This is a genomic window from Duganella callida (genome assembly GCF_004614165.1).
GTDB classification, from domain to species: Bacteria; Pseudomonadota; Gammaproteobacteria; order Burkholderiales; family Burkholderiaceae_D; genus Rugamonas; species Rugamonas callida.
In genome coordinates this window covers 1-11,712 of sequence record NZ_SPVG01000219.1, presented here as the reverse complement: position 1 = coordinate 11,712, position 11,712 = coordinate 1, and the positions used below count along the sequence as shown (strand labels likewise).

Here is an 11,712-nt window from a genome sequence, read left to right as displayed (position 1 = left end):
TCCGGCGGGAGCGGCGTGGCGTGCAGGGCCAGTTCGCTGCCCCAGCGTATCAGCAGCGCGGCGCGCAGGGCAGCCGGTGTCATGGCGATGCCTTGCGCGCGCGCGCGGCCGGCGGTGGCGCACAGCAGGCCGAGGCTGAAAATCGCGCCGCGGTGCGTGTTGACGCCGCCGGTCGCCTTCAGCATCGCCGTTTCCGCCGCGATGCCCAGCTGCCGCAGCCGCGCGAACGGTGCGTCGTCCAGGCCCGCCAAGCAGATCTTCCAGAAGTAGTGGCGCAGCGCGAACATGCTGCGCATGAAGGTGACGGCATCCATGTCGTCGTGGCTGCCGCTGTCGACCGGCGAGACCAGACCGGGTTTCGGGTACAGACACAGCTCCGCATGCAGGCTGCGCACCGCCAGCCGCGCCACTTCGCGGGCAAATGCGCGTTGCGGCGCGCGGTCGGGCGAGAACATCGCGGCGCACTCGGACGCCGCCGTCGCAGATGCGCGTAGCAATGCCGCCGATGCCGATATGGGAGCCGGCGGACGAGCCGATCGTGTGCCACCGCCGTGCGGCGACAGGGGCGCGCGCTCGTCCATCATGCCTCGTCCAGCGCCGGCTGCGGCAGGCGCATGGGCAGCGTCACCAGCAGCGACGCCGTGTCGGCCAGCCGCACGGTCTGCCGGCTCTTGACCAGCACCCTGGCCGGCTGCGCCATCGCCATGCGCCACTCCTGCCACGCCACCGCCTGGCCGCCGGGGAAAATGATTTCGCCGTCCAGCGGCAGCAGCTGCGCATGCCGCGACAGCAGCGCCATGCCGTCGTCCAGCTGCTGCCGGCTGGCGGGGCGGAACAGCAGATCGACGTCGGACCGCGGCGACAGGTACAGCAGGCCGGTCAGCGACTGCATGGCCAGCGAACCGTAGACGCGCAGCTCCAGCCCCGCCGCATCGGCGACCAATGCCGCCAGCCGTTCGCGCCAGCACCCCGACGAGCGCAGCGCCGCCGCCAGCGCGATCGGCGGCGCGCTCCTGGCGATGTGCGCCACCTGCGCGCGCAGCGCGATGCGCAGCTTGCCTCCGTTGTCGCGCTCGGGCGGCAGCGGCAGGCCGAGACAGACCTCGTCCGCCGCCGCATCGGGTTCCGCGCGGCGCACCACGGCGGGCCAATCCTGGCCGCGCCACAGCTTGATTGCCTCGCGCTGTTGCGGCCGCGCGGCGGCCAGCGTCGCCCGCCAGCCGGCCGCCGTCAGCCACACCAGCTGGTGGCGTTCAAGCGCGTGGGTCATGACCACCACCCATCACCGCATCGATCACCGGCTGCGCCAGACGGCGGCCGCCGCGCTGCAGACCCAGCGCCGCGCGTTCGTCGCCGTGCCGCGGCTGCGCCAGCGCCGCGCGCAGGTGCGCCGCCAGATCGCCGTCCCAGATCGACTCGAGCCCGCCCATGCGCAGGTAATTCTCCGGTCCCGGCGCGAACACCGGATTGCTTTGCGCCAGTTCGGTCAGCACCTCTTCCGGCACCTTGGTGATGCGCGCCATCGCCGGCAGTCCCATCACGCGGATGGTGGCGTCGGGCAGGGCGTGGCAGGCGTCCGCCATCAGGCCGCTGGTGATGAAGCCGCCCGACAGCGCCTGGTCGTACACCAGGCCGATGATCGGGTGCCCCTGGCGCCGCGCCAGGTCCACGCATTTGCCCAGGTGCGCCATGTAGCTGTTAATGCCCAGCATCTCGTCGCGGTGGCGCAGGCGCTGGCCCTGGGTATCGATCAGCATCAGGATGGGCATACCCGGGAATTCGCGCACCGTGCGCAGGATCGCCTGGGCCTGCGCCAGCGCGATCTCGATCCCGATCGGCGTGTGGCCGGTGGTGCCGATCACGGCGAGCGCCTGGCCTTCCACCGTGGCGCTGCCGCACAAGAATTCGTTCTGCTCGACGATCGCATGCCCCTCGGGGAACAGCTGGTCCGCCAGTTTTTTCCAGTCCATCTTATGCCCCCTGGCGGCGCGCAACCGCTTGCGCCGCCGCCGCGTTGAAGCTGTCCACATCCAGCATCGGAAGGTTGTCCGCATCCGGCATGCCCATGGCGCGCCAGATGTCCGCCGGCTCGTGCAGCTTGCCGTAATCGTTCAGGCGCCGTTCCAGCATCCGTTGCTCGGCTTCCAGCGCCTCCAGCGTCAGCGCGGCCGACGTGACCGCCGCCACCGCTTCCTGCGCGGCGGCGCGGAAGGCCGCGATGTCGTCGTTCACGATCCGATCCGCGTCGCCCAGCAGATAGCGGTGCTTGCCGCCGGTGGTGCGCCACACCAGCGCGCGGTCGCGCGAATCGAATTCCTCGACGCCGTTGGCGGTTTCGATCACTTCCGGGCCGGACATGGCCAGCCGTCCTTCCTCCGACATGATGATGCTGTTGGCGCAGCGCGTGACGATGCCCATGCCGCCGAACGCGCCATTGGCGCCGCCGACCAGCACCACCACCGGCACCCCGGCGGCGCGCGCATCGAGCAGGGCGCGCATCACCTCCGACACGGCGATCAGCCCGGCGTTGGCTTCATGCAGGCGCACGCCGCCCGATTCCACCAGCAGCACCACGGCCGCCGCCCGCTCGCGCACCGCGCGCCGGAGCAGGCCGGTCAGCTTGGCGCCATGCACCTCGCCGACCGCGCCGCCCATGAACGCGCCTTCCTGCGCCGCCGTGTAGACCGGCACGCCGCCCAGCAGCGCGCGGCCGACCACCACGCCGTCGTCGAACGACACCGGCGCGTTGAGCTGGCCCAGGTGCGGGCTGATCACGCGCGCGGACGGCGGCAGGAATTCCTCGAAACTGCCGGCGTCGAACAGCCGCTGCAGGCGTTCGCGCGCGGTGGCTTCCTGGTAGCTGACGGCGCGGCTCATGACACGTCTCCCAGCATGGTCTGCACCGCCTGATCCAGCCGCAGGCTGACCACGGCCGGCGTGGCGCCCATGTCGTTGATCGAGATGCGGGCATCGGCCAGCTGCCAGCGCTGGTGGAAATCGCGCACCACCGCCTCCCAGATCGCCCCGAAGCCGACGGCGGCGGTGCTGATCTCGATGCTGCAGGCGCCGTCCAGCGCGGCCGGCTCGATCAGCACTTCCAGGTTGCCCGAGCCGACCACGCCCACCACTTCCGGCGCCGCGCTCAGTCGGCGCGTGCCTTGTTCAAATCGATAATTGAGGGTTTCCATCTGTGGACTCCTTACCAGTTGCGGAAGCGCTTGGGCGGGTTGTACAAGCCGCCCGAGGCGCGCACCAGGTCTTTCATGTTGCGGGCCGCCAGCAGGTCGCGCGTGGCCAGCCGCTTGTCGATGCCCAGATCCTCGGCGCGCGTGATCACGCCGCGGTCGCGCAGATTTTCCACCATGCGCTTGTCGCGCCCCAGGCCCACCGGGGTGTAGCCGGCCACGCCGCGGATGGCCTGCTCGCGCTCCTCGTCGCTGCGGCACAGCAGCAGGTTGGCGATGCCTTCCTCGGTCAAGATGTGGGTCACGTCGTCGCCGTAAATCATCACCGGCGGGATGGCCATTTTGGCCTGCTCCATCAGCACCCAGGCATCCAGCCTTTCCACGAACGCCGGCTGCATGTGCTCGCGGAAGGTCTCCACCATCTGCACCACCAACTTCTGCCCGCGCGGGATGGTGTTGCGGCCTTCGCGCGCCTGCTGGCCGGCCTTCAGCCACGCCGGGCTGGCGTGACGCCGTCCGCGCGCGTCGGCGCCCATGTTGGAGGCGCCGCCGAAGCCGGAGATGCGGCCCGCCGTCGCCGTCGAGGAATTGCCCTGCAGGTCGATCTGCAGCGTCGAGCCGATGAACATGTCGCAGGCATAGTGGCCGGCGGCCTGGCACATGGCGCGGTTGCTGCGCATGCTGCCGTCCGGACCGATCGCGAACACGTCCGGGCGGGCGTGGATGTAGTCTTCCATGCCCAGCTCCGAGCCGAAGGAATGGATCGAGGTCACGAAGCCGGCCTCGATCGCCGGGATCAGCGCCGGATGCGGATTCAGCGCCCAGTGCCTGCCGATCTTGCCGCGCAGGCCCAGCGACTCGGCGTAGGTCGGCAGCAGCAGCTCGATGGCGGCGGTGTCGAAGCCGATGCCGTGGTTCAGGCGCTGCACCTCGTACTCGGCGTAGATGCCCTTGATGGCCATCATCGCCATCAGCACCTGGATTTCCGAGATCTGCGCCGGATCGCGCGTGAACAGCGGCTCGATGTAATACGGGCGCGGCGACTGCACCACGAAATCGACCCAATCGCCCGGCACGTCGACGCGCGGTAGCTGGTCCACCAGCCGGTTCACCTGCACGATGACGATGCCCTGCTTGAACGCGGTGGCCTCGACGATGGCCGGCGTATCCTCGGTATTCGGCCCGGTGTACAGGTTGCCGTGGCGGTCGGCCGCCTCCGCCGCGATCAGGCAGACGCGCGGCGGCAGGTCGATGAAGTAGCGGCTGAACAGCTCCAGATAGGTGTGGATGGCGCCGATATTCAGCTTGCCGGCGGCGGCCAGCCGCGCCACCCGCGCCGACTGCGGCCCGGAGAACGAGAAATCCAGCCGCGCGGCGACGCCGCGTTCGAACACGTCCAGATGCTCGGGCAGCGCCAGCACCGATTGCAGCATGTGCAGGTTGTTGACGCGGCCCGCATCCAGGTTGGCCAGCGCATGGCCGAGGAAATCGGCCTGCTTCTGGTTGTTCCCTTCGAGGCAGACGCGGTCGCCGCATTCGATGACCGCATGCAGCAGATCGGCGATGCGCGCGGCCGGCAGGCTTTTGCCGTCCAGCGCATGGCCCAGCGCCGTGCGTGCGCGCTGCAGCCGCCCCGCGCGATTGTGCTGCAAGGTGTTCCAGGACATTTTATTTGGCTCCCATAATCATGTCGGGCAGGCCCGTTGCTATCGATGGGAAAACGCACAGCAGCAGCACCGCCAGCACCATCAGCAGCAGGAAGGGGAACACGCCCCAGATCACCTCCTTGAGCGGGATGTCCGGCGCGATGTTCTTGATGACGAAGATGTTCAGCCCCACCGGTGGATGGATCAGGCCCATTTCCATCACCACCGTCATGACGATGCCGAACCAGATCAGGTCGAAGCCGGCCTCGCGCAGCGGCGGCAGGATGATGGGCGCCGTCATCAGGATAATCGATACCGGCGGCAGGAAGAAGCCGAACACGATCACCATCAGCAGGATCACCGCCAGCAGCACCCATTTCGACAGGTGCAGGCCGACCACCCAGGCCGCCGCCGACTGGCTGATGTGCAGGTAGCTCATCACGTAGGAATACAGCAGCGACATGCCGATGATCAGCAACAGCATGGTCGATTCCTTGATCGAGGCAGCCAGGATCGGCGACAGGTCGCTGGGCTTCCACAGCCGGTAAATCCCGGCCAGCAGCAACAGCGCCAGCAGCGCGCCCAGTCCGGCCGTCTCGGACGGCGTGGCGAAACCGCCATACAGCGCCACCATCACGCCGATCAGCAGGACGATGAAGGGCAGCACGCGCGGCAGCATCTCCACCTTCTGCTTGAAGCTGAAATGCTCATCCTCCAGGTAAGCCGACTTTTCGCCGCCTTGCTGGTAGATCTGCAGCGCGGTGCGGTATTCCTGGCGCGCGCGGTAGACCGCATAGCCGGCGAACAGCAGCACCAGCAGGATGCCGGGGCCGATCCCGGCCAGGAACAGCCGTCCCAGCGACTGCTCGGCCGCCACCGCGTACAGGATCATGGTGATCGACGGCGGCAGCAGGATGCCCAGCGTGCCGCCGGCGGCGATGATGCCGGCCGCGAAACCGGGCGAGTAGCCGCGCTTGCGCATTTCCGGGATGCCGGCCGAGCCAATGGCCGAGCAGGTGGCCGGCGAGGAGCCGGCCATAGCCGCGAACAAGGCGCAGGCGAACACGTTGGCGATGCCGAGGCCGCCCGGGATCTTGTGCATCCAGGTGTGGATCGCCGAGTACAGGTCGCGGCCGGCCGGCGATTTGCCGATGGCCGCGCCCTTCAGGATGAACAGCGGGATCGACAGCAGGGTGATCGACGCCATCTCTTCGTAGACGTTCTGGGTGACGGTGTCCAGCGAGGACGGCGGCATGAAGAAGTACATGAAGCCCGTCGCCACGATGCCCAGCGCGAAGGCGATCGGCATCCCGGAGAACATCACCACCAGCGTCACGGCGCCGTATAGCGCGCCTAAAGTCAGTTCGCTCATGCCGCGTGCTCCGGTTTATTGGTGAGGCGGGCCAGGGTTTGCAGCAGCAGCTGCAGGGTCAGCAGCGTCATGCCGGCGGCCATCATGGAGTAGGGGATCCACAGCGGCGGCGCGAAGGTGGAGGAGGTGGTCTGGCCGTCCACATAGGCTTCGTGGAACAGCAGCCACGATTTCCAGGTGAAGAAGGCGCAGAACAGCGCCGACGCCAGGTCCACCACGAACAGCCGCAGCGCGTTCACGCGGCGCGGCAGCAGTCCGGCCACCGCCTCGATGCCGATATGGCCGCGGTGATGCTGCACGAAGGCGGTGGTGAAGAAGGTCACGCCGACCAGCATGAATACGGCCGCCTCGTCCTGCCAGTCGGTGGGCGCCTGGAAGAAGTAGCGCGACACCACCGAATAGGTCAGCACCAGCGCGGTCAGCACCACGGCGATCATCGACAGCGCCATCAGCAGGCGGTTCAGCTTGTGCAGCCAGGCGGTCAGCGTGGCGATGACGGCGTTGTCCGGCAGCGCCGGCGCCCGCGCGGGCGCGATGTCGGCGCCGTGGCTCACAGCGTCTTCTCCGCCAGTTTCAGCAGGTTGGCGCAGCTGGGGCTCTTTTCGCTGTAGTCCTTCCAGGCGGTGGCCTTGGCGATCGCCTGCCATTTCTGCAGCGCGGCCGGGTTCATGTCGACCACCTTGGCGCCGGCTTTCTGATAGACGTTGGCCACCTGCTGGTCGTCTTCCTTCGACGATTTGAGGGCGAAGGCTTCCAGTTCCGCGCCGACGGTCAGAATCAGCTGCTGCTGGTCCTTCGGCAGGCGGTCGAAGATGGCGCGCGACATCATCAGCGGCTCCAGCATGAACCAGTAGGAACCGGCGCGCGCGGTGGTCAGCGCCTTCGAGACTTCCTCCAGGCGGAACGAGATCAGCGAGGTGGAGGAGGTCAGCGCCGCCTCCATCGCGCCGGTCTGCATGGCCGCGTAGATTTCGTTCGACGGCAGCGTCACCACGGCGGCGCCGGCGGCCTTCAGCATCAGGTCCATCTCGCGCGAGCCGCCGCGGATCTTCATGCCCTTGGCGTCGTCCGGGTCGACCACCGGCTTGGTGCGCGAGGCCATGCCGCCGCCCTGCCAGATCCAGCTGACCATGACGATGCCCTTGTCGTAGAGGATGCGGCTGAGTTCCTTGCCGACTTCGGCGTTCTTCCAGCCATAGGCCTGCTCGTAGGACGTGACCAGGCCCGGCATCAGGCCGATGTTCACTTCCGGCACCTCGCCGCCGGCGTACGACAGCGGCACCAGCGACAGGTCCAGCGCGCCCTTGCGCATGGACGAGAACTGGGCATTGGTCTTCATCATCGACGAACCGGGATAGATCGCGAACTTGAGTGCGCCCTTGGAACGCTTCTCGACTTCGGCCGCAAACATGCGGGTCAAGCGGTCGCGGAAATCGCCGGCGTCGATGGTGCCGCCGGGGAACTGGTGGGAGATCTTGAGCGCGGTTTGCGCCCAGGCCGGCTGCAACAACAGGGGGCTGGCTGCCAGAGCTGCGAGGGATGCCAATGCGGTCCTGCGGGTGGTAACAGTCATACGTCCTCCAAGGGGTTGATGTCAGGAAATATTATAGTTTTCGCACTTGATATGCAAACTTCTTTTTTGTGTATACAAGAATAGCGCTTGCGAATACATTGTCAAGCGATATAATGGCTTCCATGACGACCCATTCCGCCACCCTGCGCGAGCAAATCGAAGAATTGATCGCCGTCGGCGCGCTCAAGCCGGGCCAGCATCTGGACGAGACCGAGCTGGCCACGCGCTTCGGCGTGTCGCGCACGCCGATCCGCGAGACGCTGATCCAGCTGGCGTCGATGGGACTGGTGGTGATCCGGCCGCGCCGCGGCGCCATCGTCGCCGAGCTGGGGCCGCAGCAGCTGGTGGAAATGTTCGAGGTGATGTCGGAGCTGGAATCGACCTGCGGCCGGCTGGCGGCGCGGCGCATGACGGCCGAGGAGCAGAAACAGCTACTGGCGGCGCACCAGGCCTGCCAGCAGGCGCTGGACGCGCAGGAGCCGGACGCCTATTACTACAAGAACGAGGTGTTCCACGAGGCCATCTACGCCGGCACCCACAACCAGTTCCTGATCGACCAGACGCGCGCGCTGTACCGCCGTTTGCGTCCCTACCGCCGGCTGCAGCTGCGCGTGCGCGACCGTCTGGCCAATTCCTACCACGAGCATGACGGCGTGGTGCAGGCCATCATCGACGGTGACGGCGAGCGCGCGGCCAGGCTGCTGCGCGAGCACGTGATGATACAGGGCCAGCGTTTCGCCGATCTGATGGCGTCGCTGTCGCAGTTGAACCAGGACGCCGCGTAAAATTTAATCGGAGTGTTTGGCCGCGTTGCGCATGATGCGCACCGGCTTGGTGTCCGACACCGCCGGTGGCAGCATGTCGGCCAGCGTCTGCTGGTCCAGCACATGCAGGAAGGCCTGGGTGGCCGCGCTCAAGGTGTTTTTCAGTTTGCAGTGCGCCGTCAGCGGGCAGGTGTCGGCGTCGCGGTCGAAGCACTCGGCCATGAAGAAATCGGTCTCGGTGGCGCGCACCAGGGCGCCGATGTTGATGTCCTCGGGCTCCTTGGCCAGCCGCAGGCCGCCATTGCGGCCGCGCACCGTCTCCACCAGGCCGGACAGGCCGAGCTGGTACACCACCTTCATCAGGTGGTTCTTGGAGATCACGTGCAGATCGGCGATATCCTGGATGGTGACCAGTTTGTCCCGATTGGCTGCCAGAAACAGCAGCGTGCGCAGCGAATAATCGGTAAAAGAGGTGAGACGCATTCGTTGTCTAAGGCAATTGAATTCGCCATTCTACATGCTCATGCCATTTCATGTTATTTTGCGTACCGACCACGCCGCCGCCGCGCGGCAGACTGCAGGGACTTCGAAGGAGGAACCATGGACAATGAAGATGCACGTCGCCGCTTCATCAGCGAATTGTGGCAGCGTTTCGAGCAGTTGCAGGCGTGGGCGGTGGAGAACTGGCCGGATCCGGAACATCCGCTGAGCAGCGCCGATTTCGTCGAGGCGCGCAAGGAAATCCTGGGGCTGCGCAATCCGTCGCAGGCGCCGGGGCGGTCGCCGGCCCTGCAGGAGCCCGAGCCGGAGCAGGGCGGGCCGCAGTACATCGACCTCAACCCCGCGCCCTGGCCCTGATCAGTCGTGTACCACCGGCTGGCCGGCCTGCGCCAGCAGCCAGGCGGCCAGGCTGGCCAGCAGGCAGGCCAGCACGCCCCAGGCCAGCTTCAGCGCGCTGTCGAACAGCAGCGGCGCCACCAGCCCGGAGACCAGCGCGAACAGCAGCATCTGGATGAACGACTGCATCGACGCCGCCAGCCCGCTGTTGTTGGGGAAATATTCCAGCGCGATCAGCGACAGCGGTGTCATCGCCAGCGCCAGGCCGAACGAATACACGAACAGCGGCAGCACCGCCCACGGCACCGCGGCGCTGAAGGCGGCGTTGTAGGCGACGTTGATCGTCCCGGCCGTCAGCATCACCGCGAAGCCCAGCCACACCTGCTGCCGGCGCGAGAACCGGTGGGCGAATTTGCCCGACAGCGCCGAGCCGATCACCATACCGCTGATCAGCGGCACGAACATCCAGGCAAACGCCGTTTCCGGCAGGTGCAGGATGTTCATCACGAAGTAGGCGGCCGAACCGATATACAGCGCCACGCCGCCGAAGCAGGCGCCGACCGCGATCGCCAGCAGCAGGAAGTGATGATGGCGCAGCACCTTCCAGTAATTGCCGGCGATGGCGCCAAGATGGAAGGGATGGCGGTCCTTGACGGCCAGGCTCTCCGGCAGCGCGCGCTGCACCGCCACCAGCATGACCAGGCCGAAGGCGCTGAGGAACCAGAAAATCGAGCGCCAGCCGAAGCTGACCTGCAGCCAGCCGCCCAGCACCGGCGCGATGGCCGGCGCCAGGCCGAACACCATCATGATGTGCGACAGGATCTTCTGCGCCGCGGCGCCGGAGAAGCGGTCCTGCACGATGGCGCGGCCGACCACCGAGCCGGCGCCGGCCGCCAGGCCCTGGACGATGCGGCAGGCCAGCAGCACCCCGATCGACGGCGCCAGTGCCGCCACCACCGAGGCGACGATGTACAGCACCAGCGACACCAGGATCACCGGGCGGCGGCCGAACGAATCCGACAGGGTGCCGTAAAACAACATCATGAACGCGAAGCAGAACAGGAACATCGACAGCGTCTGCTGGATCAGCAGCGGGCTGGCGTCGAAGCTGTGGGCGATGGCCGGGAACGAGGGCAGATAGGTGTCGATGGCCAGCGGGCCGACCATGGTCAGGCCGGCCAGCAGCAGCGTCAGCAAAATATTCATGAATAGCGTATTGTTCGGTGAACCCGGCATTTTACGCGATATGCGCCGGATGCATAAGAATGGCTGAAATTCTTCCTTCGCTTGCGCGCGCGGGACGGTTAAGCTGCACGCCGGGCCCGCGCGCCCACGATTTACGGATTCGAGACACCATGACCATAGACACCTTCGACGGCACCGCCGTCAAGCCCACGCACTGGAACCTGGCCAGTGTGATCGAGCAACTGCGCGTCTCGCGCGAAGCCACCCACAACATCCGCCACCATGGCCGCGTGCGCGAACTGCCGTCGCGCGACGCGCTGCAGACCATCGTCAACGGCCTGCAGGCGGTGCTGTTTCCGACCCACTACGGCCGGCCCAACCTGACCGACGAAAGCATCGACTTCTTTGTCGGCGACACGCTCAACACCACCCTCAACCGGCTGGCCGAGCAGGTGCGGCGCGGGCTGCAGTTCTCGGCCGAGGAAGCGATCCCGGACGAGGAAGCGCTGACGCGGCAGGCGCACGGCATCACGCGCCAGTTCGCCGCCGGCCTGCCGGGCATCCGCGCACTGCTGGTGTCGGACGTGCAGGCGGCGTTTGCGGGCGACCCGGCGGCGACCTCGGTGGCCGAGATCATGCTGTGCTATCCGGGCACCATCGCCATCCTGTACTACCGCCTGGCGCACAGCCTGCACCGCCTCGGATCGCCGTTCCTGGCGCGGCTGATCTCCGACATCGCCCACTCGCTGACCGGGATCGACATCCACCCGGCGGCGCAGATCGGCGCCAGCTTCTTCATCGATCACGGCACCGGCGTGGTGATCGGCGAGACCGCCATCATCGGCCAGCGCGTGCGCCTGTACCAGCACGTGACGCTGGGCGCCAAGCGCTTCCCGGCGGACGACAAGGGCGCCCTGATCAAAGGCGTGCCGCGCCACCCGATCGTCGAGGACGACGTCGTCATCTACGCCGGCGCCACGGTGCTGGGCCGCATCGTCATCGGCGCCGGCTCCACCATCGGCGGCAACGTCTGGCTGACGCAGAGCGTGCCGCCGGCCAGCAACGTCTCCCAGGCGCAGATGCGCAACGACTAATTCCGGGGTCAGGTCTGACTTTCGGACACGAGCCCTGCCGTAAGCGGGCTTACGGC

At 67.2% G+C, this 11,712-nt stretch carries 14 protein-coding genes; 3 read left to right on the top strand and 11 right to left on the bottom strand.

Features of this window, described 5'->3' with window-relative positions:
* From E4L98_RS22165 to dctP, 9 genes are all read right to left on the bottom strand, one after another.
* On the bottom strand, window positions 1-455 hold a 455-nt coding region (locus E4L98_RS22165; protein WP_205746806.1), incomplete at its 3' end, for a triphosphoribosyl-dephospho-CoA synthase.
* Window positions 456-580: 125 nt separating this feature from the next.
* Window positions 581-1,270: a malonate decarboxylase holo-[acyl-carrier-protein] synthase gene (mdcG, locus tag E4L98_RS22160; RefSeq protein ID WP_135203714.1), complete on the bottom strand. Its 690-nt coding sequence runs from the start codon at window positions 1,268-1,270 to the stop codon at window positions 581-583.
* Window positions 1,254-1,970 (bottom strand): biotin-independent malonate decarboxylase subunit gamma, encoded by a 717-nt coding sequence (mdcE, locus tag E4L98_RS22155; protein WP_135203713.1) that lies wholly within the window; start codon window positions 1,968-1,970, stop codon window positions 1,254-1,256. The genes mdcG and mdcE overlap by 17 nt, the downstream gene beginning before the upstream one ends.
* Before the next feature lies 1 nt (window position 1,971).
* Window positions 1,972-2,877, bottom strand: coding sequence for a biotin-independent malonate decarboxylase subunit beta (locus tag E4L98_RS22150; protein WP_135203712.1), 906 nt, complete (start codon window positions 2,875-2,877; stop codon window positions 1,972-1,974).
* Window positions 2,874-3,188 carry a malonate decarboxylase acyl carrier protein gene (gene mdcC, locus E4L98_RS22145; protein ID WP_135203711.1) on the bottom strand — a complete coding sequence of 105 codons (315 nt, stop codon included), beginning with the start codon at window positions 3,186-3,188 and terminating at the stop codon, window positions 2,874-2,876. Before mdcC ends, E4L98_RS22150 begins: the two co-directional genes overlap by 4 nt.
* 11 nt (window positions 3,189-3,199) lie before the next feature.
* Complete coding sequence (mdcA, locus tag E4L98_RS22140; RefSeq protein ID WP_135203710.1) at window positions 3,200-4,852, bottom strand: malonate decarboxylase subunit alpha; 1,653 nt, start codon at window positions 4,850-4,852, stop codon at window positions 3,200-3,202.
* 1 nt (window position 4,853) lies between these two features.
* Window positions 4,854-6,203, bottom strand: coding sequence for a TRAP transporter large permease (locus tag E4L98_RS22135; RefSeq protein ID WP_135203709.1), 1,350 nt, complete (start codon window positions 6,201-6,203; stop codon window positions 4,854-4,856).
* Window positions 6,200-6,757, bottom strand: coding sequence for a TRAP transporter small permease (locus tag E4L98_RS22130; protein ID WP_135203708.1), 558 nt, complete (start codon window positions 6,755-6,757; stop codon window positions 6,200-6,202). The genes E4L98_RS22135 and E4L98_RS22130 overlap by 4 nt, the downstream gene beginning before the upstream one ends.
* A complete protein-coding gene (gene dctP, locus E4L98_RS22125; protein WP_135203707.1) occupies window positions 6,754-7,776 on the bottom strand; it encodes a TRAP transporter substrate-binding protein DctP in 1,023 nt (340 codons plus the stop codon). The genes E4L98_RS22130 and dctP overlap by 4 nt, the downstream gene beginning before the upstream one ends.
* A gap of 122 nt (window positions 7,777-7,898) precedes the next feature.
* Between dctP and E4L98_RS22120 the strand changes: the two genes are divergently transcribed.
* Window positions 7,899-8,561: a GntR family transcriptional regulator gene (locus E4L98_RS22120; RefSeq protein ID WP_371857273.1), complete on the top strand. Its 663-nt coding sequence runs from the start codon at window positions 7,899-7,901 to the stop codon at window positions 8,559-8,561.
* A 3-nt stretch (window positions 8,562-8,564) separates the two neighbouring features.
* Here E4L98_RS22120 and E4L98_RS22115 read toward each other — a convergent pair whose 3' ends face one another.
* The gene (locus E4L98_RS22115) at window positions 8,565-9,023 is read right to left on the bottom strand and encodes an RrF2 family transcriptional regulator (RefSeq protein WP_135203705.1); all 459 of its coding nucleotides are present in this window, start codon (window positions 9,021-9,023) and stop codon (window positions 8,565-8,567) included.
* Window positions 9,024-9,140: 117 nt separating this feature from the next.
* On the opposite strand from E4L98_RS22115, the gene E4L98_RS22110 reads away from it, so the two are divergent.
* Entirely contained in the window at window positions 9,141-9,398 is a 258-nt protein-coding gene (locus tag E4L98_RS22110; protein ID WP_135203704.1) for a hypothetical protein, read from the top strand.
* On the opposite strand, the gene E4L98_RS22105 is transcribed toward E4L98_RS22110, so the two are convergent.
* Window positions 9,399-10,583 carry a multidrug effflux MFS transporter gene (locus tag E4L98_RS22105; RefSeq protein WP_135203703.1) on the bottom strand — a complete coding sequence of 395 codons (1,185 nt, stop codon included), beginning with the start codon at window positions 10,581-10,583 and terminating at the stop codon, window positions 9,399-9,401. It abuts the gene before it with no gap.
* A 149-nt stretch (window positions 10,584-10,732) separates the two neighbouring features.
* Here E4L98_RS22105 and epsC point away from each other — a divergent pair, with 149 nt between their 5' ends.
* A complete protein-coding gene (epsC, locus tag E4L98_RS22100) occupies window positions 10,733-11,656 on the top strand; it encodes a serine O-acetyltransferase EpsC (protein ID WP_135203702.1) in 924 nt (307 codons plus the stop codon).
* Window positions 11,657-11,712: the final 56 nt, after the last annotated feature.

Excerpts from the sequence above, each read along its gene's own strand:
- mdcC (WP_135203711.1), bottom strand. The coding sequence starts at position 3,188 with ATGGAAACCCTCAATTATCGATTTGAACAAGGCACGCGCCGACTGAGC.
- E4L98_RS22135 (WP_135203709.1), bottom strand. The coding sequence starts at position 6,203 with ATGAGCGAACTGACTTTAGGCGCGCTATACGGCGCCGTGACGCTGGTG.
- E4L98_RS22110 (WP_135203704.1), top strand. The coding sequence starts at position 9,141 with ATGGACAATGAAGATGCACGTCGCCGCTTCATCAGCGAATTGTGGCAG.
- mdcE (WP_135203713.1), bottom strand. The coding sequence starts at position 1,970 with ATGGACTGGAAAAAACTGGCGGACCAGCTGTTCCCCGAGGGGCATGCG.
- E4L98_RS22115 (WP_135203705.1), bottom strand. The coding sequence starts at position 9,023 with ATGCGTCTCACCTCTTTTACCGATTATTCGCTGCGCACGCTGCTGTTT.
- epsC (WP_135203702.1), top strand. The coding sequence starts at position 10,733 with ATGACCATAGACACCTTCGACGGCACCGCCGTCAAGCCCACGCACTGG.
- dctP (WP_135203707.1), bottom strand. The coding sequence starts at position 7,776 with ATGACTGTTACCACCCGCAGGACCGCATTGGCATCCCTCGCAGCTCTG.
- E4L98_RS22150 (WP_135203712.1), bottom strand. The coding sequence starts at position 2,877 with ATGAGCCGCGCCGTCAGCTACCAGGAAGCCACCGCGCGCGAACGCCTG.
- E4L98_RS22105 (WP_135203703.1), bottom strand. The coding sequence starts at position 10,583 with ATGAATATTTTGCTGACGCTGCTGCTGGCCGGCCTGACCATGGTCGGC.
- mdcA (WP_135203710.1), bottom strand. The coding sequence starts at position 4,852 with ATGTCCTGGAACACCTTGCAGCACAATCGCGCGGGGCGGCTGCAGCGC.
- E4L98_RS22120 (WP_371857273.1), top strand. The coding sequence starts at position 7,899 with ATGACGACCCATTCCGCCACCCTGCGCGAGCAAATCGAAGAATTGATC.
- mdcG (WP_135203714.1), bottom strand. The coding sequence starts at position 1,270 with ATGACCCACGCGCTTGAACGCCACCAGCTGGTGTGGCTGACGGCGGCC.